This is a genomic window from Verrucomicrobiota bacterium (genome assembly GCA_039192515.1).
Classification (GTDB): Bacteria; Verrucomicrobiota; Verrucomicrobiia; order Methylacidiphilales; family JBCCWR01; genus JBCCWR01.
Map to the genome: position 1 here is coordinate 53355 of JBCCXA010000017.1, position 21602 is coordinate 74956.

Annotated in this window: 16 protein-coding genes; 10 read left to right on the forward strand and 6 right to left on the reverse strand. The window is 43.5% G+C overall.

Going from position 1 to position 21602, the window contains the following annotated elements:
• Nucleotides 1–32 precede the first annotated feature (32 nt).
• The 3 genes from AAGA18_09180 to AAGA18_09190 all read left to right on the forward strand — a co-directional run bounded on the left by AAGA18_09180 (nucleotide 33) and on the right by AAGA18_09190 (nucleotide 2149).
• The gene (locus tag AAGA18_09180; GenBank protein ID MEM9445511.1) at nucleotides 33–1553 is read left to right on the forward strand and encodes an excinuclease ABC subunit UvrC; all 1521 of its coding nucleotides are present in this window, start codon (nucleotides 33–35) and stop codon (nucleotides 1551–1553) included.
• 307 nt (nucleotides 1554–1860) lie between these two features.
• Nucleotides 1861–2019 (forward strand): hypothetical protein, encoded by a 159-nt coding sequence (locus AAGA18_09185; protein MEM9445512.1) that lies wholly within the window; start codon nucleotides 1861–1863, stop codon nucleotides 2017–2019.
• Between the two features lies 1 nt (nucleotide 2020).
• On the forward strand, nucleotides 2021–2149 hold the full coding sequence (locus AAGA18_09190; GenBank protein MEM9445513.1) for a hypothetical protein: 129 nt from the start codon (nucleotides 2021–2023) through the stop codon (nucleotides 2147–2149).
• Nucleotides 2150–2209: 60 nt separating this feature from the next.
• On the opposite strand, the gene sufU is transcribed toward AAGA18_09190, so the two are convergent.
• Together sufU and AAGA18_09200 are read right to left on the reverse strand one after the other, a co-directional pair.
• Entirely contained in the window at nucleotides 2210–2689 is a 480-nt protein-coding gene (sufU, locus tag AAGA18_09195) for a Fe-S cluster assembly sulfur transfer protein SufU (protein ID MEM9445514.1), read from the reverse strand.
• A 29-nt stretch (nucleotides 2690–2718) separates the two neighbouring features.
• Entirely contained in the window at nucleotides 2719–3984 is a 1266-nt protein-coding gene (locus AAGA18_09200) for a cysteine desulfurase (protein MEM9445515.1), read from the reverse strand.
• Nucleotides 3985–4123: 139 nt separating this feature from the next.
• On the opposite strand from AAGA18_09200, the gene AAGA18_09205 reads away from it, so the two are divergent.
• From AAGA18_09205 to AAGA18_09215, 3 genes are all read left to right on the forward strand, one after another.
• Nucleotides 4124–4813 carry a C4-type zinc ribbon domain-containing protein gene (locus AAGA18_09205; protein ID MEM9445516.1) on the forward strand — a complete coding sequence of 230 codons (690 nt, stop codon included), beginning with the start codon at nucleotides 4124–4126 and terminating at the stop codon, nucleotides 4811–4813.
• A gap of 17 nt (nucleotides 4814–4830) precedes the next feature.
• Nucleotides 4831–5646: a CDP-diacylglycerol--serine O-phosphatidyltransferase gene (pssA, locus tag AAGA18_09210; protein MEM9445517.1), complete on the forward strand. Its 816-nt coding sequence runs from the start codon at nucleotides 4831–4833 to the stop codon at nucleotides 5644–5646.
• Between the two features lie 382 nt (nucleotides 5647–6028).
• Nucleotides 6029–7789 carry an alkaline phosphatase D family protein gene (locus tag AAGA18_09215; protein MEM9445518.1) on the forward strand — a complete coding sequence of 587 codons (1761 nt, stop codon included), beginning with the start codon at nucleotides 6029–6031 and terminating at the stop codon, nucleotides 7787–7789.
• 157 nt (nucleotides 7790–7946) lie between these two features.
• On the opposite strand, the gene AAGA18_09220 is transcribed toward AAGA18_09215, so the two are convergent.
• Nucleotides 7947–9785, reverse strand: coding sequence for a DNA topoisomerase IV subunit B (locus AAGA18_09220; protein MEM9445519.1), 1839 nt, complete (start codon nucleotides 9783–9785; stop codon nucleotides 7947–7949).
• 238 nt (nucleotides 9786–10023) lie between these two features.
• Here AAGA18_09220 and AAGA18_09225 point away from each other — a divergent pair, with 238 nt between their 5' ends.
• The 4 genes from AAGA18_09225 (at nucleotide 10024) to AAGA18_09240 (ending at nucleotide 15138) form a co-directional block, all read left to right on the forward strand.
• Complete coding sequence (locus tag AAGA18_09225; protein ID MEM9445520.1) at nucleotides 10024–10905, forward strand: hypothetical protein; 882 nt, start codon at nucleotides 10024–10026, stop codon at nucleotides 10903–10905.
• 388 nt (nucleotides 10906–11293) lie between these two features.
• Nucleotides 11294–12319, forward strand: coding sequence for a Fe(3+) ABC transporter substrate-binding protein (locus AAGA18_09230; protein ID MEM9445521.1), 1026 nt, complete (start codon nucleotides 11294–11296; stop codon nucleotides 12317–12319).
• Nucleotides 12320–12393: 74 nt separating this feature from the next.
• A complete protein-coding gene (locus AAGA18_09235) occupies nucleotides 12394–14052 on the forward strand; it encodes an iron ABC transporter permease (GenBank protein ID MEM9445522.1) in 1659 nt (552 codons plus the stop codon).
• Nucleotides 14053–15138, forward strand: coding sequence for an ABC transporter ATP-binding protein (locus AAGA18_09240; protein ID MEM9445523.1), 1086 nt, complete (start codon nucleotides 14053–14055; stop codon nucleotides 15136–15138).
• 48 nt (nucleotides 15139–15186) lie between these two features.
• On the opposite strand, the gene AAGA18_09245 is transcribed toward AAGA18_09240, so the two are convergent.
• From AAGA18_09245 to AAGA18_09255, 3 genes are read right to left on the reverse strand one after another with little or no spacing between them, the layout of a single operon-like run.
• On the reverse strand, nucleotides 15187–16620 hold the full coding sequence (locus AAGA18_09245) for an efflux transporter outer membrane subunit (GenBank protein MEM9445524.1): 1434 nt from the start codon (nucleotides 16618–16620) through the stop codon (nucleotides 15187–15189).
• The gene (locus AAGA18_09250) at nucleotides 16617–19757 is read right to left on the reverse strand and encodes a multidrug efflux RND transporter permease subunit (GenBank protein MEM9445525.1); all 3141 of its coding nucleotides are present in this window, start codon (nucleotides 19755–19757) and stop codon (nucleotides 16617–16619) included. The genes AAGA18_09245 and AAGA18_09250 overlap by 4 nt, the downstream gene beginning before the upstream one ends.
• Before the next feature lie 6 nt (nucleotides 19758–19763).
• On the reverse strand, nucleotides 19764–20816 hold the full coding sequence (locus AAGA18_09255) for an efflux RND transporter periplasmic adaptor subunit (GenBank protein MEM9445526.1): 1053 nt from the start codon (nucleotides 20814–20816) through the stop codon (nucleotides 19764–19766).
• Nucleotides 20817–21602 lie beyond the last annotated feature (786 nt).

The window sequence follows — 21602 nt, forward strand, 5'->3', positions numbered from 1 at the left end:
GCCTATCTGTGTGCTGAGGAAGTGATGGAGTAATGGCCGATCAATCTGCGCTTTTACAAAAAGTCAGAGAACTTCCCCATAAACCAGGTGTCTATCTTTATCGCGACCGTATAGGTCGCGTGGTCTATGTTGGTAAAGCAAAGGACTTGCACAAACGTGTCAGTCAGTACTTTCACCCATCCAAAAGAACTAAAGCAGACAGAAAAACAAGGGCTCTAGTAGACAGTATTTGCGATCTAGAAGTCCATGTTGTTCGTAGCGAGCCGGAAGCGATTCTCCTAGAAGGGCGCTTGATTAAGGAATATCGCCCCAAGTACAACATTACCTTTCGCGATGATAAGCGCTTTCTTCTCGTAAAGGTGAGTTTGAAAGATCCTTATCCGCGCTTCCAATTAACGCGCCTCAAGAAAGATGATGGAGCGCGTTATTTTGGCCCATTTGCCCACAGTGGCGCTCTGAGAGCGACACTGGATATGATGCGTCGTCGCTTCTCATTGCGGAATTGCCGTCCTCGCACGCCCAATGATAAAGATTACAAGCATTGTCATGATGATGTGATTCGAAATTGCTCGGCGCCTTGTATTGGCAAGGTGTCTCAACAAGAATATTTGAAACAAGTTGAGGAGGCTTGTTCTTTTTTGGAAGGGAAGTCAGGAGAGATTTTAGAAGCACTGGAGCAGGATATGAAACGGGCAGCAGCTCGTATGGAATTCGAAAAAGCTGCTGATTTGCGTGACATGATCGAGAGTATTCGCAAAACAACCAAGCCTCAAAAACGGTTCTTGCGCCAGGTTCCTAGCACGGTTGTGCCAGAAAAGGATCTTGAGGAGTTGCGCAATGTCCTTGGCCTACAGGCAATTCCTGAAGTCATGGAATGTTTTGATATTTCCAATATCTCAGAAACTCATGTGGTGGCTTCCATGGTATGTTTTCGAAATGGCAGACCAGATAAATCAAATTATCGAAGATACCGTATCAAAGGAGTAGAGGGGCAGAATGATTTTGCCAGCATGGCGGAAGTTGTAAGACGTCGCTACAAACGAGTGATTAAGGAAGGTGGCAAACTTCCTGATCTTATTGTGGTCGATGGCGGTAAGGGGCAATTAAGTTCAGCAGTTAAGGAGCTTCAAGCATTAGAAGTGTTTGAGCAACCGATTATTGGCTTGGCTAAGAAGCGGGAAGAAATTTTCCGTCCACTAACACCCTACCCTTTGGTCCTTTCACTCGAATCAGGTGCCGTGCGCCTTCTCCAACGCTTGAGGGATGAAGCACATCGTTTTGCCAATGGATATCACCAACTTTTGCTTAAAAAAAGAATGTCAGAGAGCTTGTTGGACGACTGCCCAGGTATCAGTCAGAAACGCAAAATGGAGTTACTCAAACACTTTGGCTCTGTGGATAAAATACGCAGAGCAACCGTGGAACAACTGGCTGAAGTTGAGGGTATTAGCGAAAAATTAGCCGAAGGGATTCAAATCTATTTCAAAGAATTAAAATTAGGTAAGAAGGATTCGGGCGATGAGGACCAGCCAGAGTATATCTTAAAAATCTGAGCCTTTACCCCATGCTTTCCAAAAAAATAACCCACCCCCTGATAGATGTCTGAGGGGGGAGGTTAAGCTGTGGGTGTCCTAACTACCAGATGATGAGAATTGAGGAAGGCTAAAAAAGGGTAACACTCCAAATATAGGAAAAGGAGTGTTGAATGCAACAACCCGTAGAGAGAAAGCGAAAAAGACGGAGACATTTTAGAGAAATACGGAGAGGGGGCAGGGCTTGGAAAGACAAGTTTTAGAGAATGACTCACAACTAATTAACTCAGCTTTGAGGAGTGAAAGCCTTTTCAAGGTATCGAACCTTATGAAAAAGACTGGAAGTCATTTGGCTTGGACGAGGGGAGAGGGGCGTCAAAACCAACTCGTCTCCGCGGAACTGCTCTCACCTGCTCTGGGCGACAAAGCCTTGAGCTTCATGTATGATGGGCAGGGACGCCGGGTGACTAAGGCCGTAGAAGAATGAAATGGCAGCGCCTGGACCTTCCTGGAAAAAATGCGCTTTACCTGGGATGGCTGGAACCTTCTCGAGGGAGAGGCCTCCACCGGGCGGGGCTATAGCCTTGCTAAACAATACGGCTGGGGAACTGATTTGAACTGAACTATGCAAGGAGCTGGCGCAGTCGGAGGGCTGACCCTTGTGTTGCACATTTGGGTCATTTCATTGTGTTGGTTTGGTGCAATCGGTCTATCGCTTGTTCTAAAGCATTCCAAGCGAGCATAGCGCAAGGAATGCGTTGGGGGAATTGGGAGATGCTTTGCAGTGCGAGTATTTCACCTGAAAGTGTGGTTTGCATTGAGGAGTCGGCATGCAGGAGTTCTTTAAATGCTTGGTGATAGTTAGTGATTTGAGACTTTTTCTTGCCCCGTAAAAGTTCTGTCATGAGTGATGCGGAAGCTTGGCTGATGGCACAGCCTTGACCTTCAAAGGTAATTTTTTCTAAGGTGGGATCTAGATCATTCTGTGACCAGATAAGATGCAAGGTTACTTCATCGCCACATTTTGCATGACGTCCATGAACACTTTGTTGAGCGTCAGTGAGCAGCCCAAAATTTCTAGGGGAGCGTGAGTGGTCAAGCAGAATACCTTGGTAAAGCTGAGCGACATCGATCTGGTTTTGGGTGTCTTGTTTCAAAATGGCAACAAATCATTAAGAGAGTCTTGTTATGTAAAGAAGGATCGCACTTTCTTGAGAACCTGGATGAGCTGGTCTATTTCATCAATGGTATTATACAGGTAGAAGCTCGCTCGAGCAGTAGCAGGGGTGCCAAGTTTTTTCATAAGAGGTTGGTTGCAGTGGTGCCCTCCACGTAAAGCAACACCGTATTGGTTGGCCACTTCAACAACATCGTGTGCGTGAATATCATCAAAGATAAAGGTCACCATGCCAGTTCGATTGTTTTTAGGCCCTAGGATTTGGATGTGCTCTAATTCATTCATTTTTTGATAAGCGTAGCCAGCCAATTCAAGGTCGTGTTGATGGATAGATTCGCGCCCTAGGTCATCAATATAATCTAAGGCTACGTGTAAGCCGATGGCGTCTGCAATATTAGGGGTGCCGGCTTCAAATTTATGAGGGCCTGTTTTCCAAGTACTTTTCGTATAGTCCGCAGTATCAATCATCTCACCTCCACCGTGCCAAGGAGGCATTGTTTCAAGAAGTGATTCTTTTGCTATTAAAGCACCAATACCGGTTGGTCCTGCTACTTTGTGACCCGAAAAAGCATAGAAATCGCAGTTTATCTCTTGGAAGTCGACGGGCAAGTGTCCTGCGCTTTGTGCGCCATCAACGAGTGTTATGATATTCTCCTCCTGAGCCAGAGCACAGATGGCTTTGACAGGATTGGTGATGCCCAGTGTGTTGGAAATATGTGTGAGGCAGAGCAGTTTGATCTTATGAGGGCTAGCTTTGTTTTCTTGGAGGCGTTTTTTCAGAAAACTTAAATCCAGTTCTAAGGTTTCGGGTAATAGTGGTATGAACTCTAGTTGAGCTCCCTTTTTCTCTGTTAGCAGTTGCCAAGGCACAAGGTTGCTATGATGTTCCATTTCTGTAAGTAAAATGACATCACCCTCTTGAATTTGGTCTTGTCCCCATGTTTGAGAAACTAGGTTGATGGCTTCAGTTGTTCCGCGGGTGAAGACTACATTTTCTTCAGAAGGAGCGTTAAAGAAACGAGCGACTCGCTTTCTGGCATTCTCGAATGCCAGGGTGGCCCTATTGCTCAGCTCGTGGATGCCACGGTGAACATTGGAATGATCTTGGAGGTAGTACTGGGAGACGGCATTAATGACGCACTCTGGCTTTTGAGTGGAAGCTGCGCTATCAAGATAAATGAGAGGTTGACCGTTTACTTTTTGATTTAAGATTGGAAAATCCGCTCGGATCTTATCTAAGTCCAAGGCAGTGATCTGATTCGGATTCGCTATCATCTGTAAATGAAACAATAGTTCCGATTATGGAGAAGTCTAGTGGGATATGGATTGCTTTAACTCGAATTGTGTGAAATGGCTGGCTATTGGAGGTCTAGTGCGTTAACAATTAGGGCGTATGTTGCAAGAAATGGAGTCCATGCTGATTTTGCAAGATCGGGATGTAAGGTGTATGGCCTTGGAAAGAGAGATCAAGGGAATACCGAGGCAAATAGAGAGCATCAAGTCGAGATTTGAGGGGCAGAAAAAAAAGCTTGAGGATTTAAAGGTAGCAAGCCGTCAGGTTGAGAGTGAGCGTAAGGATCTGGATAACCAAGTGAAGTCTAAAGAGTCTCAAATCGCCAAGTATGCTAGTCAGCAGTTAGGAACGAAGAAGAACGAAGAGTATCAAGCATTGGGACATGAAATAGAAAATTGTAAGAAGGAAATTTCCCAGCTTGAGGATAGAGAGTTAGAATTAATGGAGGCTTATGATCAGTCTCAGTTAGAAGTTAAAGCGGAAGAGGCTGAAGTTGCCAAAATTGCCGCAGGTATTGATGACCAGGTAAAAGCTCTAGAGAAGAAAGAAGAAAATCATAAAGCTGAAGTGGTTAAGCTTCGGGAAGAAATCTCTAAACTAGAGTCCGGAATTGAACCGTCAACGTTGTCACGCTACCGCAGGATACTCAAAAGCAAAGGAGATAAAGCGATTGTGCCTTTGGTGAATGGAAAGATTTGTGCTGGGTGCCACATGGAGTTAACTCACCAGTCTGTTGTCGATGCGAAAGGCGGGCAGAAAATAGCAAGCTGCGAACATTGTGGACGCATGGTTTATTGGCCGGGGGAATAGCCGATAAGCTAATAACTATGGATGATCATCGTAAGGTATACATCCTGCCTAACTTGATGACGGCAGGCAACTTGATATGCGGCTTCATGGCTGTGCTGCAGATTTTTGAGGGTACCATGTTGCGCCGTTATGTGGGGGAGGAATGGCACGTACATTATGAGTACAGTCTCTACTTTATTCTGTTGGCCTGTGTCTTCGACTTGTTGGATGGGCGTATGGCTAGAATGAGTGGGCATATGACACCCTTTGGAAGAGAGTTTGATTCGTTAGCGGATATTGTTTCTTTTGGAGTAGCTCCTGCACTGCTGCTTTTCAATATAGTCTTGTATGAACTGCCAGATCGTTTGGGCTGGGTAATTGGAGGGCTTTACTTAGTTTGTGGTGCTATGCGTTTGGCCCGTTTCAATGTGACTGCTGCTGAGTTGGAAAGAAAAGGTGTTCATAAGAATGATTTCGAGGGGTTGCCCATTCCCGCGGCGGCTGGGTTGATTGCTTCTATTACACTAACCTTGCTTACGCTTTATCAAAATGAGCAGTCGATTGGCTATTGGAAATATGTTCTGGCAGGCTTAATGGTCGTCATGAGTTTAATGATGTTCAGTGAGGTGAGATACCCTAGTTTTAAGGGCCTTAACCTCAAAACAAAGAGGACGATTCCCCGTTTTCTGGTAATTGTGCTGACATTGGGGGTCATTGGCTATTTCTGGCGCTATTCTCTGACCGTCATTTTTACCAGTTATCTTATTTATGGTTTTGTTAGGCCGAGGATTACCAAGCGCTGGCGGCCCGATTTTGATGATGAGGAGGAGAATGGTGAAAGCCACGTTGCTTAATTCAAGGCCTTAGAGGCACTTACCATTTACGGGTCAGGTCTAAAACAATTTAATGATTTTACCATTCGCCTTGAATGATGTCATGAGAGCTTAAAGATCTGTGCAACATCTTGTCCCTAAGAAGCATAGGGCTCGTAGAGGTGTCACTTTTTGAGGCTGATATCCTGCCTCTATCTGAATGGGGGCGACCTGCGTTTGATAGTTTCGTCTTGGCTTGCTTCTAAATGTTAAGCTCAGACGATGCGATTGATACATCTCTGTCGCCTACGCTTTTAGCCATCTCGTTCAACCTCTATGACATAATTCTGCTTAAAAACAATAATATGACAATAGTGTTTTATTGTGATTATTTCGTAGCAATTGAATTGACCCAAAATGAGTTATGATATTAATTATCATGATGGGCAATACAACTAAATCTAATTTAAAGCAATATTTTGCAGCGATACTAGTTTCTCTAGGACTCGCTTGTGCTACTCATGCACAACCTGGAAGTATAGAGGATTTATATGAACCTGGATTGGCGCCGTTTTACCATGGAGTAGCTTCTGGTGATCCAGATGCAGATGGCTTTATCATCTGGACCCGTATCACACCTTATGTCGAATTGGGGCAAAGTTTGACAGTTGGTTGGAGCGTGGCCACAGATTCTCGTATGAAAAATATTGTAGCTCAAGGAGATTTCATCACGGACCCTAGCCGCGACTATACGGTGAAAGTGGATGTTGGGGGATTACTCTCAGGCCAGACTTACTATTACCAATTTTCTTATTTGAAGCGTTGCTCGATTGTAGGCAAAACTAAAACAGCTCCAACAGAGGCGGTTGAAAGCCTCAAATTTGCGGTCATTTCCTGTTCGAATAATGAGTGGGGTTTTTTTTCAGGGTATCAAAAGATAGCTCGGCGCAGAGATCTGGATGGGGTCATTCATTTGGGAGATTACATTTATGAGTATGGCGATAATGACTCGTATAGTTCTCCTGAAATTCGTGATGAAATAGTGATCTTTCCTGCTAATGAACTTTTAACATTAGAGGATTATCGTATTCGCTATGCCAATTACCGTCTGGATCCTAATCTGCGAGAAGCGCATCAACAGCACCCCTTTATTGTAGTATGGGATGACCATGAATCGGCTAATGATGCTTGGGTAGGTGGGGCTGAGAATCATGATCCAGCGACTGAAGGTAGTTGGGAAGCCCGCAAGGCAGTTTCCAAACAAGCCTACTTTGAATGGATGCCCATACGTGAAAATGGAGATCGCATTTTCCGGACCTTATCCTATGGGCCACTCCTTGATCTTATCATGTTAGATACCCGTTTGGAGGGACGCGAGCAGCAGCTCACAAGTATATTTGATCCTGCTTTATATAGCCCCAATCGCACTCTGCTAGGGGCGGAGCAAAAAGAATGGCTTAAGGGGGAACTCGAGAACTCAAATGCCCAGTGGAAAGTGATCGGAAATCAGGTGATTTTTTCTGAATTTAATATAGGATTTGCCGCATCAATCCTTGGTATTCCCAGTGCGCTAGTAGAAGGTTTCTTTTTAGATATCTGGGATGGATACCGAGCAGAAAGAAGTGAGCTAATCGACTTTATTGAGGCAGGTCCAATCATGGATGTTGTCTTTGTTACGGGTGATTTTCATTCCAGTTTTGCTTGGGAAGTGACTGATTTTCCTGCCGATTTTCCCAGTAGCTTGCCCAACTACGATCCAATAACTGCTGCGGGATCCGTGGCAGTAGAGTTTGCTGTTCCCAGTATTTCTGCAGCAAATTTTGATGAAAACATTGATGATGCAGGAGCTCCTAATGGGACCTCTGCTTACCTTGAATTTATTTTGAATAAGCCAGTTAATGAATCTGGAATCTTTGATCCAGATGAGGGATTTAATTTTAACCCTCATCTCACTTACACAGATTTGGACAGGCACGGTTACATGATTTTGACAGTGAATGAGAATGCGGTGCAGGCCGACTATTACTACATGATTGATATCCTTGTCCCCACAACGAGACAAACTTGGGGGGCGGGGGTTGTTTCCTTTAGTGGAAGCAATGATTTAGGGTTAGCGCCTGCCCCGGCACCTAGAAAATCGGTGTTAGATATTCCAGCACCAGATAAAATCTTTTTTAAACCCTAGTGACGTAGCAGAGACTAAAGGACGAGAGCCAGGATGAAAAAGCGTCTTTGGCTGCTGCTAACGGAGGTATAGATACAAGGATAGCCCATGCGTCTCATGCGCATAGTGGTCATTTTTTCACGTTTTGTGTTTCTTTTTGAGTAATCCCGAAGGGGGCCTAGGCTGCTTGACCCTTTTCTAAGGGTTCTTCGATCACCAGATTTTCCATGATGTATTCTTTGCGAATCGGGGTGTTCTTGCCCATGTAAAATTGCAAAATGTTGGGAATATGATGCGGGTCATCTATGACAACTGGGGAGAGTTTCATTTCTTTGCCAATGAAAGTTTTGAATTCACTTGGGCTGATTTCACCTAGACCTTTGAAGCGAGTAATCTCGTGGCCTGAGATGGTGTCCATGGCTTGGTCACGTTCTGCCTCGCTATAGCAATATTGGGTTGTTTTTTTATTGCGAACGCGGAAGAGAGGAGTTTCAAGAATAAATACGTGATTGCGGGTAATGAGTTCGGAAAAAAAGCGCAGGAAATAAGTAATAAGGAGATTGCGAATGTGAAGTCCATCGACATCTGCATCTGTTGCTATAACGACCTTGCCATAACGCAACCCATCAATGGTATCCTCAATGTTTAAGGTGCGCATGAGATTGAACATCTCATCGTTTTTATATATAGCAGCACGTTGCAACTCACAGACATTTAAAGGCTTTCCTTTAAGCGTGAAGATGGCTTGTGTTTGCGGGTCACGGCAAGAGGTGATCGAGCCGGCTGCGGATTGTCCCTCAGTGATAAAGATCATGGATTCTCTACCTTTATCTTTTGCGGCGTTATAGTGAATACGGCAATCCTTGAGCTGCGGAATGCGTAGGGTAATAGCAGCAGAGCGTGTTTTCGCAGCTTTGCGAACGTCTTGTAACTCTTTGCGTAGGCGCTGAGTTTCTTGGATCTTTTGCAAGAGGCGCTCTGCTTGTTTAGGGTTACGGTGTAACAGACCGAGAATGATTTCTTTAACTTGGTTGACAAGATCGGAACGAATCTCTCCATTACCCAGCTTGTTTTTTGTTTGCGATTCAAAAACAGGTTCTTTGAGACGTATAGCAATGGCTCCTGATAAGCCTTCTCGGACATCATCACCATCGAATTTGCCTTTATAAAATTCATTAACGGCCTTAAGTATACCTTCTCTAAAGGCCGAAAGATGAGTGCCTCCGTCAGATGTATATTGTCCATTAACGAATGAGTAATGGTCTTCACTCAGACGCTGAGTATGAGTGAAAGCTAGTTCTAACATTTTCTCACGATGATGGAGAATAGGATAGATGGCATCCTCTCCAACTTCTTCATCGAGGAGATCCTTGAGACCGTCTTTTGACTCATAGGTTGTACCATTATAGATCAGCTTTAATTCAGGATTAAGAAAGGTATAAAGTCTTAGTCGTTGTTCGAGAAATTCATTTTTGAATTTGAAGTTTTTGAAGATGGTAGTATCGGGGACAAAAGTTACTAAAGTTCCATTAGGCTCTTTAGATTTCCCTTTTTTCTGGTCCTTTAGCACTCCCTTTTTGAATGTGGCAGAGAAGTAGGAGCCGTCACGGTACGAGGTGACAGAGAATGTTTCGGATAAGGCATTAACTGCCTTCGTGCCCACCCCATTTAGACCGACGGAAAATTGGAAGACGTCGTCATTGTATTTTGCTCCGGTATTGATTCTGGAGACACATTCTATGACTTTTCCAAGAGGGATGCCTCGCCCATAGTCGCGGATGGTAACGGAGTCTTCTTGCTGAGTGATTTCAACTTTTGAGCCATGACCCATAATGAATTCGTCTATAGCATTATCCAGAACTTCCTTGACCAAAACGTATATGCCATCGTTGTAATGGCTGCCTGAACCTAGACGCCCGATGTACATGCCGGTCCGGGCCCTAATATGTTCTAAGGAGGACAGAGTTTTAATCTTTGATTCGTCGTAAACGTGCTTTTTAGAACGTCCTGCTGCCATTGATTTAGTGATAGAACGAAATGATAAATTGTACAGCAAATTCTAGAGAAATGGGAGATGGAGCTTTATTCAAGTCCTTGGAAAAAGATGCCGTTTTATATGATGTAATTTGAGCTTAACGGGAATTCTGAGATTTTAGTAATTGTATTAGATGGGGATAAGGTATTTTGATCCGTACCGGTATTCGTTCTATGAGGTAAAATCAAGGCATTATCCTTTAGTTCCGATATCTTCTAACATGGGTCTTAATGCTGTAGAGGTAAGGTCCAGTACGGGCGCCTTGAGTGATGCAAAGGGCAGCGTTACTGATGCAAATGAAGAAATTAGGCTTAGGGACTCTGGTGATCACCGGTGTGTAGTTTCACTACTGGAACATCCGGATGCAGATGATTATGTGATTCAAAATCTCTCTCGCACCGAAGTAAAAGGTGAGCTACTGAAGCGTTCGGATTTAGTAGTTGCAGGTTGGAAAACAAGAAAAGCAACGCCAAAAGCAGCGAAATACCCTATGCATCTCCGAAGAACGTATTACAAGAAGCCTGAAACGCCGACTGAAATACAGTGCGAACGTCTTCAGCAAGTATTTGACCTTGCAGGTGGAACTCAGCCTATTGGGGCAACAGAAAATATTTTTCGATGCACTTATTTACCAGGCCGCTCTTTAAGTGAGATGAACCCTTTTCTGAAAAAGAAAACCAGTTTGAATGTAGCTACAGCTGGCACACTTTCTAAAGATAGACTAGTATCCTTATGGAATATTCTCAGTCAGGCGCATCAGAAAGCCTGTTTTTTGCATCACAAGGGTATTTGCTTCGGCGGAATAGATCCTCGGCACGTCGTTGTTTCTTCTGAAGGGCGCAAAGTCCATTTAGTGAATATGGAAAAGGCAGTGAAACGAGGTGACGATATTTCTAAAAGTGAGTGGCAAGAATCTAATGTTCATGATTTATCAGAAATTTTTCGATTAGCTATCTTCACACAAATGGGCTTAGGGCAGATGAGTGGTCCTTTAGCTTATGATGCCATGGTCTATCTCTCAGAGGTCTTTGATGATCCAGAATATTTTTTGACTCACATTACGAGCTTAGAATTATCTTGTCCGCTAGATCAGACAAAATAGCTTCCCACTTGCCAATCATAAAGAATTAGGCATCTTAGGTACGAGATTAAGAATCAATCTCAGTTAGAATGTCTAACCCGTATAATATATAGAATTTTGAAGGGGATGCGCAAAAGCTTAAGCCATAAGGAAAAGAGAGTCAGTGAAGATCCATCTATCAGACTGTTTAGCAGCAGCTTGCATATTCAAGCGAAGGGAAAGCCATCAGCTGTGCAGAGCAGCATCCAAGATAGTATAGACTATATGGAACTTAACAGATGATATTTCGAGTAGACACTCCGTTTCTTAGGGCCAAGTTCCTGACGCTGACCTCTAAGCCGCTATGACATCATGCGGGCTAAATGAACTCTATATAAGAAAATTACAGTACACATAAAAAGAAAAACCAATGAAAATTAAAACTACTCAGCTCTTTTCTATGATAACCTTGGCTTGTGGCCTTTTAATGCACTCAGCTTTTTCTGCCGAAGAAGTCAACATCTATTCGCACCGCCATTATGACGCAGATAAGCAGCTCTTTGAAAAATTTACGGAAACTACTGGAATAAAGGTCAATATTGTTAAGGCCAAGGCTGACCAACTGATTGAACGTCTTCTTGCCGAAGGAGAATACAGTCCAGCGGATTTGCTTATGACAGCAGACATTGGCCGTCTTCATAAAGCCAGAGAGCTCAAGCTGTTGCAAGCTGCAGAGAGTGAGTATCTCAAAAAGAACATTCCAGAAAACCTGCGAGACAAAGACAATCAATGGTTTGCACTAACCAAGCGCGCGAGGGTGATTGCCTACCATAAAGATCGAGTGAACCCAGAAGACCTTAGCACGATCGAAGCGCTTACAGATCCCAAATGGAAGGGCAAAATACTGATTCGCTCCTCAACAAACATCTACAACCAGTCATTGATCGCCTCTATGATTGCGCATCATGGAGTTGAAAAAACCGAGGAGTGGGCTAAAGGCTTTGTTGCTAATTTTGCGCGAAGCCCTAAAGGAAGTGACCGTGACCAAATGCGTGCCGTTGTTGCAGGTGAGGGCGATCTTGCGATTGTTAATACCTATTATTTAGGTATTCTCTCTAATGGCGACGATAAAGATAAAGCAGTCGCAGAACAAATCAGGATATTCTTTCCTAATCAAGGTGACCGAGGTACTCATGTCAACGTTAGTGGCGTGGGTCTCACCCGTTATGCTAAGAATAAGGATAATGCGATTAAATTGATGGATTTTCTAGCAAGCGCGCAAGCGCAGTCACTATTTGCTCAGGCAAATTTTGAGTACCCCGTCATAGACAATATCAAGTCTTCTGAGTTAGTAGAATCATGGGGGAATTTCAAAGAAGATACCATCTCCCTATCCCAAGTTGGCCTTTATAATGAAGCAGCTATTAAGCTCTCTGACCGAGTGGGATGGGAATAGCCTCAAAGAATTCATGCAAATCTAGAAATTGGATTCATGGGCAGCGTCTGCGTGGGCTACATTGGAAGCGCTGGTTGTCATTTTCGTGGACTCGAGCTCCTTGGGCTATTCTTTGTGTTCTCACCGCAGTCATTGTCTCTTCACCCTTATTGACAATCATTTACTATTGGCTTTTGCCAAGCACTCAAATATGGGAGCATCTGGTTTCTACCGTTTTAAAATCGTATGTAGTCAATTCGCTCTTGTTAGCGGCTGGGGTGTTTCTACTTAGCTCGATCATTGGAACCTCCTTAGCCTGGGTCACATCCCGCTATAATTTCAGAGGCACTAGAACTATTGAATGGCTTTCCGTGCTGCCTCTGGCTTTTCCGACATATATCATCGGCTTCACCTATGCGGAATTACTGAACTACCTGGGTCCGATTCAAACTGTTTTCAGAGAACTGTTTGGAATTCAAAGTAAAAGCGACTATTGGTTTCCGGATATCATGACATTACCAGGTGCTATTATTCTTATGTCATTTGTGCTATACCCGTATGTCTATCTTATCGTCAAGCCTGTCTTTGAGAACCAAAGTCTACAATTGGAGCAAACCGCTAAAACTCTAGGCTGTAGCAAACTAAAACTTTTTTACAAAATCAGTCTTCCTCAAGCCCGTCCAGCTATTATTGCAGGGGCAAGTTTAGCACTGATGGAGGCTCTTAATGACTTCGGCACGGTCAGTTACTTTGGTATACCTACTTTTACGACTGGCATTTACCGAACTTGGTTTAATCTCGGAGATTTATCTGCTGCTGCGCGCCTCTCGAGCCTCCTTGTTATCTTTGTCTTTACTATTTTACTTGTTGAACAATTACAACGTCGCCACATCCATCAATCGATCAATAATAGCCGAGGTCCAAACACATCTAAAAAAAGACTCAGAGGTCTGAGCGCTTTAGTCATTCCTCTGGTATGCCTATTGCCATTCTTTCTGGGTTTTTTCGTTCCAGCGTTACAATTGCTATCTTGGGCTGTAGCACGTTTATCAGTCTTTGCAGAACCTGATTTTTATCTGATGGCATGCCGCAGCTTTGGGTTGGCACTCTCCGTGGCTTTTATCATAACCGCCATCGCCTTTATTCTACGTTACACTTCCCGCATCCTACAAAAGCAAGCACCTGTTATTCAAACAACAAACCGCTTGAGCACCCTAGGCTATGCAATTCCTGGCTCTGTCATTTCAGTAAGTATTCTAATTCCATTAGCCTTTTTAGATCACCGAATGAATGACCTTACTAAAGCAATAGGAGGTTGGTCCGTAGGGCTTGTTTTCAGTGGAAGCTTGCTTGCTCTTGGGTATGGATACGTCGTTCGTTTTCTTGCTGTAGGCTACAATGCCATTGATGCAGGTTTCTCAAATATAGCTAATCAATTATGCCAAACTTCATTTAGCCTGGGTCATGGACCGCTGAGAACACTCTTTAAGATTCACCTTCCTCTTGCTCGCGGAAGCATTCTTGCTGCTGTGATTCTTGTCATGGTTGACATCCTTAAGGAGCTGCCAGCGACATTAATCTTACGGCCTTTTAATTTTGATACACTGGCCACTCGAACTTATGAGCTCGCTATTGAAGAACAGCTGCCGGAGGCCTCAATCTACGCCTTAACGATTGTTCTTCTCGGACTTGCGCCTATCTTTCTCTTAACTAAAATGATGAATACGGTCTCTAATTCCGAGGGTCATCAATAAATGATTAACGCTAAAAATCACAAGAAGCTCAGGAAGCTTCGCATCAAAGAGATTTGTAAGTTCACTTTACATAACGTTTCCTTGGAAGTGCGAGAAAGGGAGATAGTTACGCTGCTTGGAGCAAGTGGCTCTGGTAAATCTACCTTATTGCGCATCATTGCCGGAGTAACGGAGCCCGACCGCGGATCTGTTTTTATCGATGAGGAATCTGTTGTTGATGAAAACATTTTTGTTTTGCCTGAGAAACGCCAAGTTGGACTTGTCTTTCAAGACTACTGTCTTTTTCCGCATATGACAGTTGAGGAAAATATCTGCTTTGGTCTCAACAATAAGATGAATAAAGATACTGGAGATCGTAAAGAGATTTTAGAAGAGCTTTTAATTCGCTTTGACATGATCAATTTGGGCAAACGCTACCCGCATCAGATATCGGGAGGACAACAACAACGCGTTGCGATTGCTCGGGCCTTAGCTTGTCGACCATCTTTGCTACTCCTTGATGAGCCTTTTAGCAATCTAGACGAGCATTTACGCGAGACTGTTCGCATAGAAATTCAATCTATCCTGAAACAATATGACATGACTGCCATCATTGTGACTCATGACAAAAAAGATGCCCTGTCACTCTCCGACCGAGTTGCCTTACTTAAAGATGGTGCTATTGAACAATTTGATACTCCCGAAGCTATTTACACCTGTCCTCAAAGCACCTATGTCGCCCAATATTTTGGACGCACTAATATTATTCAAGCTACGGCAAGAGTTGGCGGATTCGAAACGGAATTAGGTTTCTTTTCTCATCCACACAAGGAAGCCATGAATCAACAAGGACTTCTCTCCATAAGGCCCCACTGGTGTCAGCTTTGCTCTAAAGAACAGCCTCTTTTCTTTGGTCATGTAAAGCGGATCATAGAGTATGGGGAATGCCAAGAAGTCACTATTGAGCCTTCTAGCCGGCCAAACAAAGAGTTCTATATTCATTTGCACCGCCATGAAAAGGTGCGGTCAGGTCAAGAGTTGGGCATCGATATTACAGCTCCTCCTTTGAAATTCATCGGTAAAAATACCCAAGATAGTCATGGCTAGTCACTGGTTAGAGCTAAAGATTTGCTAAGAATTGTTCACTGCTTGATTTCAATTCGAACTGTCAGGGTACGTAACTCCACCTCCTAAAGCTTTGAAAAGTTGCACGTGATTGATGGATACCTGCCCTAAACTTTGCGCTTCTTCATCTTGGTCAAGGGTGAGAGAGCGTTCTGCATCCAGCACGTTTTGAAAACTAACCAAGCCGCTTTTATAATTTTGTTTAACAAGCGATACTGTTTTAGCTGTTGAATCTGCAGCCTTTTTGAGCAGCTCATGTCGCTTGCGTTCAGTAGCAATTGCAACAAGTGAATTCTCAACTTCTTCTACGGCTATAAGCACCGTATTTTCATAGCTAAGAAGTGCCTGCCGTGCTAAGGACTCTTCAGATTCAACACGTTTACGAATTTCTCCAGCATTAAATAAGTTCCAGCGAAACGTAGGATTAAGCCCCCAAGCTCGCGCGGCCAAATCAAATAAGTTGCCAGCATCTGATGCTTGAAGCTGGAAACTTCCATTTAAGCTAAGTTGTGGATAGAGCTCTGCTTGAACCACACCGATACGAGCGGTTTGAGCTGCAAGGTTGCGTTCAGCTTCGCGAATATCCGGCCTGCGTCTTATCAGTTCAGCCGGCAACCCTACAGATAATGTTTGAGATGGTAGAGGAATATCATGATCACCTTTCAATAGGCTATCAATATTTCCTGGATACTCACCTAATAATACAGACAAGCGGTTTCTGGCAAAGGCTGCTTCTTGCTCGAGCAGGGGAACAATAGCCTTGGTATTGTTCAGGTTTGTTAGTGCTTGAGTCATATCGATTCTAGGCACTAACCCAGCCTTAAATCTGGCTTGGGTCACGCGATTAGACTCCTGTTGTACCGCTACGTTAGCTTGAGCCAAGCGGCTACGTTTTTCTGAAGTTCTCAGTTGAATGTAATTGAGAGCGATCTCTGCATAAAGTGATACCATAATATCGCGAGAGAACTCAACAGCGGCTTCTTGATTGGCCTGGGAACTCTCGACTGATCGCCTCACTTTCCCAAAAAGGTCTACTTCCCAACTTGAATCAAATCCCCAGGAAAAGCGTTCAGAAGGATTGTTTGCATTGGTAGGCGAGCCAAGACGTTGACTTGATCGGGAATAATCATAATTACCTATTCCATCAATCCTAGGATAATAAGCGCTAGCTGCTACTCCTTGCAGAGCGCGTGCTTCTTCCACTTTTTCTAGAGCAATTTTGAGATCTTTATTGGAAGCGCTTGCTAGTAGTATGAGTTCCGTTAGTGCCGGGTCATTAAAGGATTGCCACCATGTTTCTAGAGGGGTTACTTCCTGTACCAGCTCTTTTTTTAGGGCATAATGCCATTGATCAGAAGTAGGAAAGCCAGGTGCTAGATAATCTGGGCCAACAACACAGCTTGAAAAGGAAAGTGATGAAACTAAAAGTCCATATAACAGACTTCTTTTGATGAAAGATCTCATGAATTTACCTCTTCGCTTGGAAGTGGTGCATGATTTGGTTTGAATTTATCAGCTAAACTTTGCACCACATAGAAGATGAAGGGAGCAAATAAAATGCCGCCTATAGTGGCAAAGAGCATCCCGCCCAAAACGGCAGTTCCAAGAGAAACCCGGCTAGCGGCGCCTGCACCTGTAGCAATAACAAGTGGAATAACTCCTAAGATAAACGACAATGCTGTCATGAGAATGGCACGAAAACGCAATCTCGTTGATTCCGTAGCTGCTTCAATGGGTGATTTACCAGTTTGATAGAGTTGACTCGCAAACTCGATGATAAGGATGGCACTTTTGGCCGCTAGACCAATTAAAAGAACAAGGCCAATTTGTGTGTAAACATTATTATCTAAACCTCTCATACGAGTTGCTAAGGCAGCCCCAAGCACGGCAGTGGGAACCGTAAGCATGACTCCCAAAGGGAGCGTCCAGCTTTCATATTGAGCAGCGAGAAATAAGTAAACAAAAATTAAAGCTAAAGCGAAGATGAGGATGGCAGTATTTCCCGCTTGCACCTCTTGGTAAGTAACCCCAGACCATTCAAACCCTAGGGAAGGGGGGAGAACTTGGCTGGCAATGTCTGTAATGGCTTCAACAGCCTGGCTGGAACTAAAACCAGTTCTAGCATCACCAGTAATGTTGGCCGATTGATAAAGATTATGCCGACTCATGACTGTAGGCCCAACAGTATTCTTAACTTCTACTAAAGTAGATAATGGAATCATATTGCCTGAACGCGATCTTACTTCCAGTTTTGTGATATCTTCACGTTGAGAACGTGCTTGCTGATCCGCTTGTATCACTACCCTCCACACTCGACCATAGAGATTAAAATCATTCGTATAAGCTGATCCTAAGTTCGACTGTAGCGTCGTAAATATAGCATCGAGAGGGACATCTAACCTTTTCGCTTTCACACGGTCGACTTCGAGAAAAAGCTGTGGCACCCCCGAGCGGAAGGTAGTGTTCATCTGCATGAGGACCGGGTTTTTATTTCCTTCTCTTACAAGATCCTGAGCTACCTGTTGCAGTAGATCTAGACCTGTGCTTTCCCGGTCTTGTAGCTCCATAGAAAACCCTCCGACGGTACCCAAGCCCGGAATGGGTGGAGGTCTCACTGCAAAAATCACGGCGTCCTGAAGATCAAAGAATTGTCTGTTGAGTAAACCAATGATGCTTTCTATTTGAGTTTCAGGAGTCTTTCGTGCATCCCAGTGATCTAAAACAACCCAAACTGTGCCAGCGTTGGGTGTTACCACAGAATCTAATAAAGAAAATCCAGCAATATTGACGCTAGCCCTTATCCCGGATGTTTGATTAACAATCTCGGCCACAGTATCCATAACCTTATTTGTTCTCTCAAGAGATGAAGCATCCGGAAGCTGAACACTGATAAAAAAGATTCCTTCATCTTCAGATGGTATAAAGCCAGTGGGAAGCTTTGTAATGCCAAAATAAGTGGCTGCCATCATTCCTGCAAAGATGATGCAACCTAATACGGTCTTGCGAAGGATCGATCGCAAGATTTTAGCGTAGCCAGAAGTCGCCTTGCTTAAGAAATGGTTGAACCATGTAAAAACAAAGAAGGATTTTTGAGACGAGGGGCGAAGCAACATTCCGCAAAGAGCAGGGCTAAGAGTTAGGGCATTGATCGAAGAAAAAAGGGTAGCGATAGAAATGGTAAGTGCAAAAGGACGGTAGAGTTGACCTGAAATACCGGGCATCACGATCGTTGGAACAAATACTGCCAATAACACCAGCGTAGTCGCCACGATAGGTCCTGTGATTTCTTTCATTGATTTCACAGTGGCCTCTTTAACACTCAGCCCCTCCTCATCAAGAATACGCATGGTATTCTCTACAACAAGTATGGCATCATCCACTACAATACCAATAACTAGAATGAGACCGAACATGGTAAGGGCATTAACGGTCATGCCAGTCGCCAACATGACACCAAAAGTTCCCAGAAGAGATACGGGTATGGTCAATGCAGGAATTAAGGTCGTTCGAAAGTCTTGTAGAAAGATATAAACAGTCAGAACAACCAACAAAATGGCTGTGATCAGTGTTATAATGACTTCTTTAACAGACTGGTTGATGTACTCAGTTGTGTCATAGACAATGCGATGCTCAAAGTCTTCGGGAAAATCTTTGCTCAGACGAGTCATCTCAGATTTAACCTGTTCTGCAATATTCAGAGCGTTGGCACCAGGGGCTGGATAGATAGCCAGGGCTATCGAGGGCTCTCCAGAGAGAGTGACTCTCCAGTGGTAAGCCTGGGCTCCTAATTCAACTCTGGCTATATCTTTCATCCTTAGGAGTTGGCCTTCATCCCCGCGCTTTACCACAATGTTTTCAAATTGTTCGACAGTAGATAATCGGCCAAGGGTAGTGATCGAATACTCAAACGCCTGGCGTTCGGGAGAAGGTGCAGCACCTATTTTCCCCGCAGCAACCTGGACATTTTGTTCCTGCAAGGCTCCTATGACATCGGTCGTTGTAAGTCCGCGAATTTTCATGATATCTGGGTCAATCCAAATACGCATTCCAAAATCCTTTGCACCTAGGATATCAACCTTGCTAATCCCCTTGATGCGCCCAAGAACATCTTTAATGCGCATGGTGGCATAGTTGGATAAATAGAGTTCATCAAAGGTTTTATTTGGAGAAACGAGGTTGACCATAAGAGTCATACTTGAGGATTGCTTTTCCACGGAGATCCCTTGGCGCTTTACATCTTCTGGGAGCCCGGGCTCCGCTTCTTTAACTCGGTTTTGAACCAGGACAGTAGCTAAATCAACATCCGTTCCCACTTCAAAAGTTACAGTAATACTGCAAGCTCCATCTGAGGAACTTTTGGAAGACATGTAGATCATGTTTTCCACTCCGTTAATTTTTTCTTCTAAAGGGGCCGTTACGCTTTCCGCAACAACACTCGCACTAGCACCAGGATAAGTTGTCGAAACTTTGACTGATGGAGGAGTAATGTTAGGCATACTCTCGATGGGAAGTAGCGGAATGGAAATAACCCCTATGAGAGAAATCACAATGGAGATAACAGAAGCAAATATAGGGCGATAAATAAAAAATTTGCTCAACATACCAGTTTATTTATTGGGTGTACTACCTTGTCCTGCAAAATTTGGAGTTACGGGTAAACCTGGACGCGCTTTTTGAATTCCTTTGCTAATAAAAGTGTCAGTGTCTGTTATACCTTTGAGAATAATGCGTTTTCCATTATCCTGAAGTGGACCAAGCTCAACGTACCTTTTCTCGACCAGATTATCCTCACCTACCAGGTAGAGAAAACGACCGCCAAGATCTGTGGAAAGGGCTATTTCTTCAACTAAAAGTGCGTTATTGATTTTCTCCCCAGGCAGTCTTACCCGAGCGAAAAAACCGGGAAGTAAAAGACCTTTAGGATTTGGAAAAGCCGCTCGCACCTGAATGGTTCCCGTATCTATGTCAATCTGGTTATCAATATAGTCAGCGTATCCCTCAAAAGGTTCTTCTCTGCCTTCCACAAATAAAAGTGCTCCTGCTTGAACTTCATGTCCTTTTTCCTTACGCTTATCGGGATAGATACTACCAAGTCTCTGCAAGACTTTGCTGATGGTTCGCTCATTAACATCGAAGTAAGCATAAATAGGATCTATCTTCACGACTGTGGCCAGTAGAGTAGACCCCTCTGTTCCTACCAAGTTTCCAACATCTACAAAATTACGCCCAATTAAACCCTCTATAGGAGACTTGATTTCTGTATAAGAAAGATCGATTTCAGCTTTTCTTAAATCCGCTTTAGCTTGGGTGATCGCAGCAATTCCCTGGTCTCGTTCCGCTATGGTTTGAGTGACCTCTAGCTTACTGACGGCATCGGATTCTAACGCTTCCTCTAATCTCTTTAATTCAGAATCAATACTTCTTAAATTTGCTTTTGCACTGTCTAGTTGAGCTAATGCGCGATCACGCGCTACACGGTACGGCTCAGGTTCAATCAAAAAAAGTGGCTGGTTCTTTTTAATTTCCGTGCTGGGTTCAAATAAAATTTTTTCAATGTAGCCTGAAACACGCGTTTTTATTTCCGCTGTCTCACTTGCCACGGTGGTTCCTGTATACTCTGTATACAAAGTTATATCACGTTGCTCGGCTTTTTTAACCATAACGCTCGGCGGTGACAGTGGTTGGGGATCAATATCCTTCGAGCAGCTTGTAAATAGCAAGATGGATAAAATTGTTACAGTATAGAACTGCCTGATCCTAAGGAGAGGACAAGTCCGAAATATTTCTTTTCTAAACATAGGTAAACAATGGTGCAGTATCTCAAGCAGGCGATGGGCCAAAATTTAGCTTAAACCTGGATGATGCAGTAGAGACTTAAAGATCTACGCAACATCTTGGCCTCAAGAGACATAGAGTCTCCCAGAGGTATCACCTTTTGATACATCTTCGTCAACTCTCTTTTCCTTGTGGCTCAAGCTTTTAGGTATCTCGTTCAATTTCTATTACATCATTGGGGTTTAACATATGAGTTATACACATTAAGGCAAGATTGACCTAAATACTATGACACTTCTGATTTGATTGCTTTATAACCTCAAAGAGGAAATCAATGTTTCGAAAGAATAGGAATACTGAGCTAAAATGCCTGCACTCCAATAACTGGTATCCATGCTCAGTAGCTATAGGATAGGCTTTATTACTACATTGGCTATTTATAGCATCGAATGAACTTACCCTAGAATTTGAGTCTAACCAGACTTTGTTCTCCACGAATCATAGTTAGCCAATGATAAGTTTTATCTAGATGGCCATATTTCTAATGCGCATCATTTGGCTTAAAAGTAAGTTTAGTCAAGCTTCTCCTCTTTCAATTCTTCAAGTGAGTCATGGTTATATTAATACTTTTAGTTCATTAAAATCAAATTATAGTAAATAATAATTTTTTA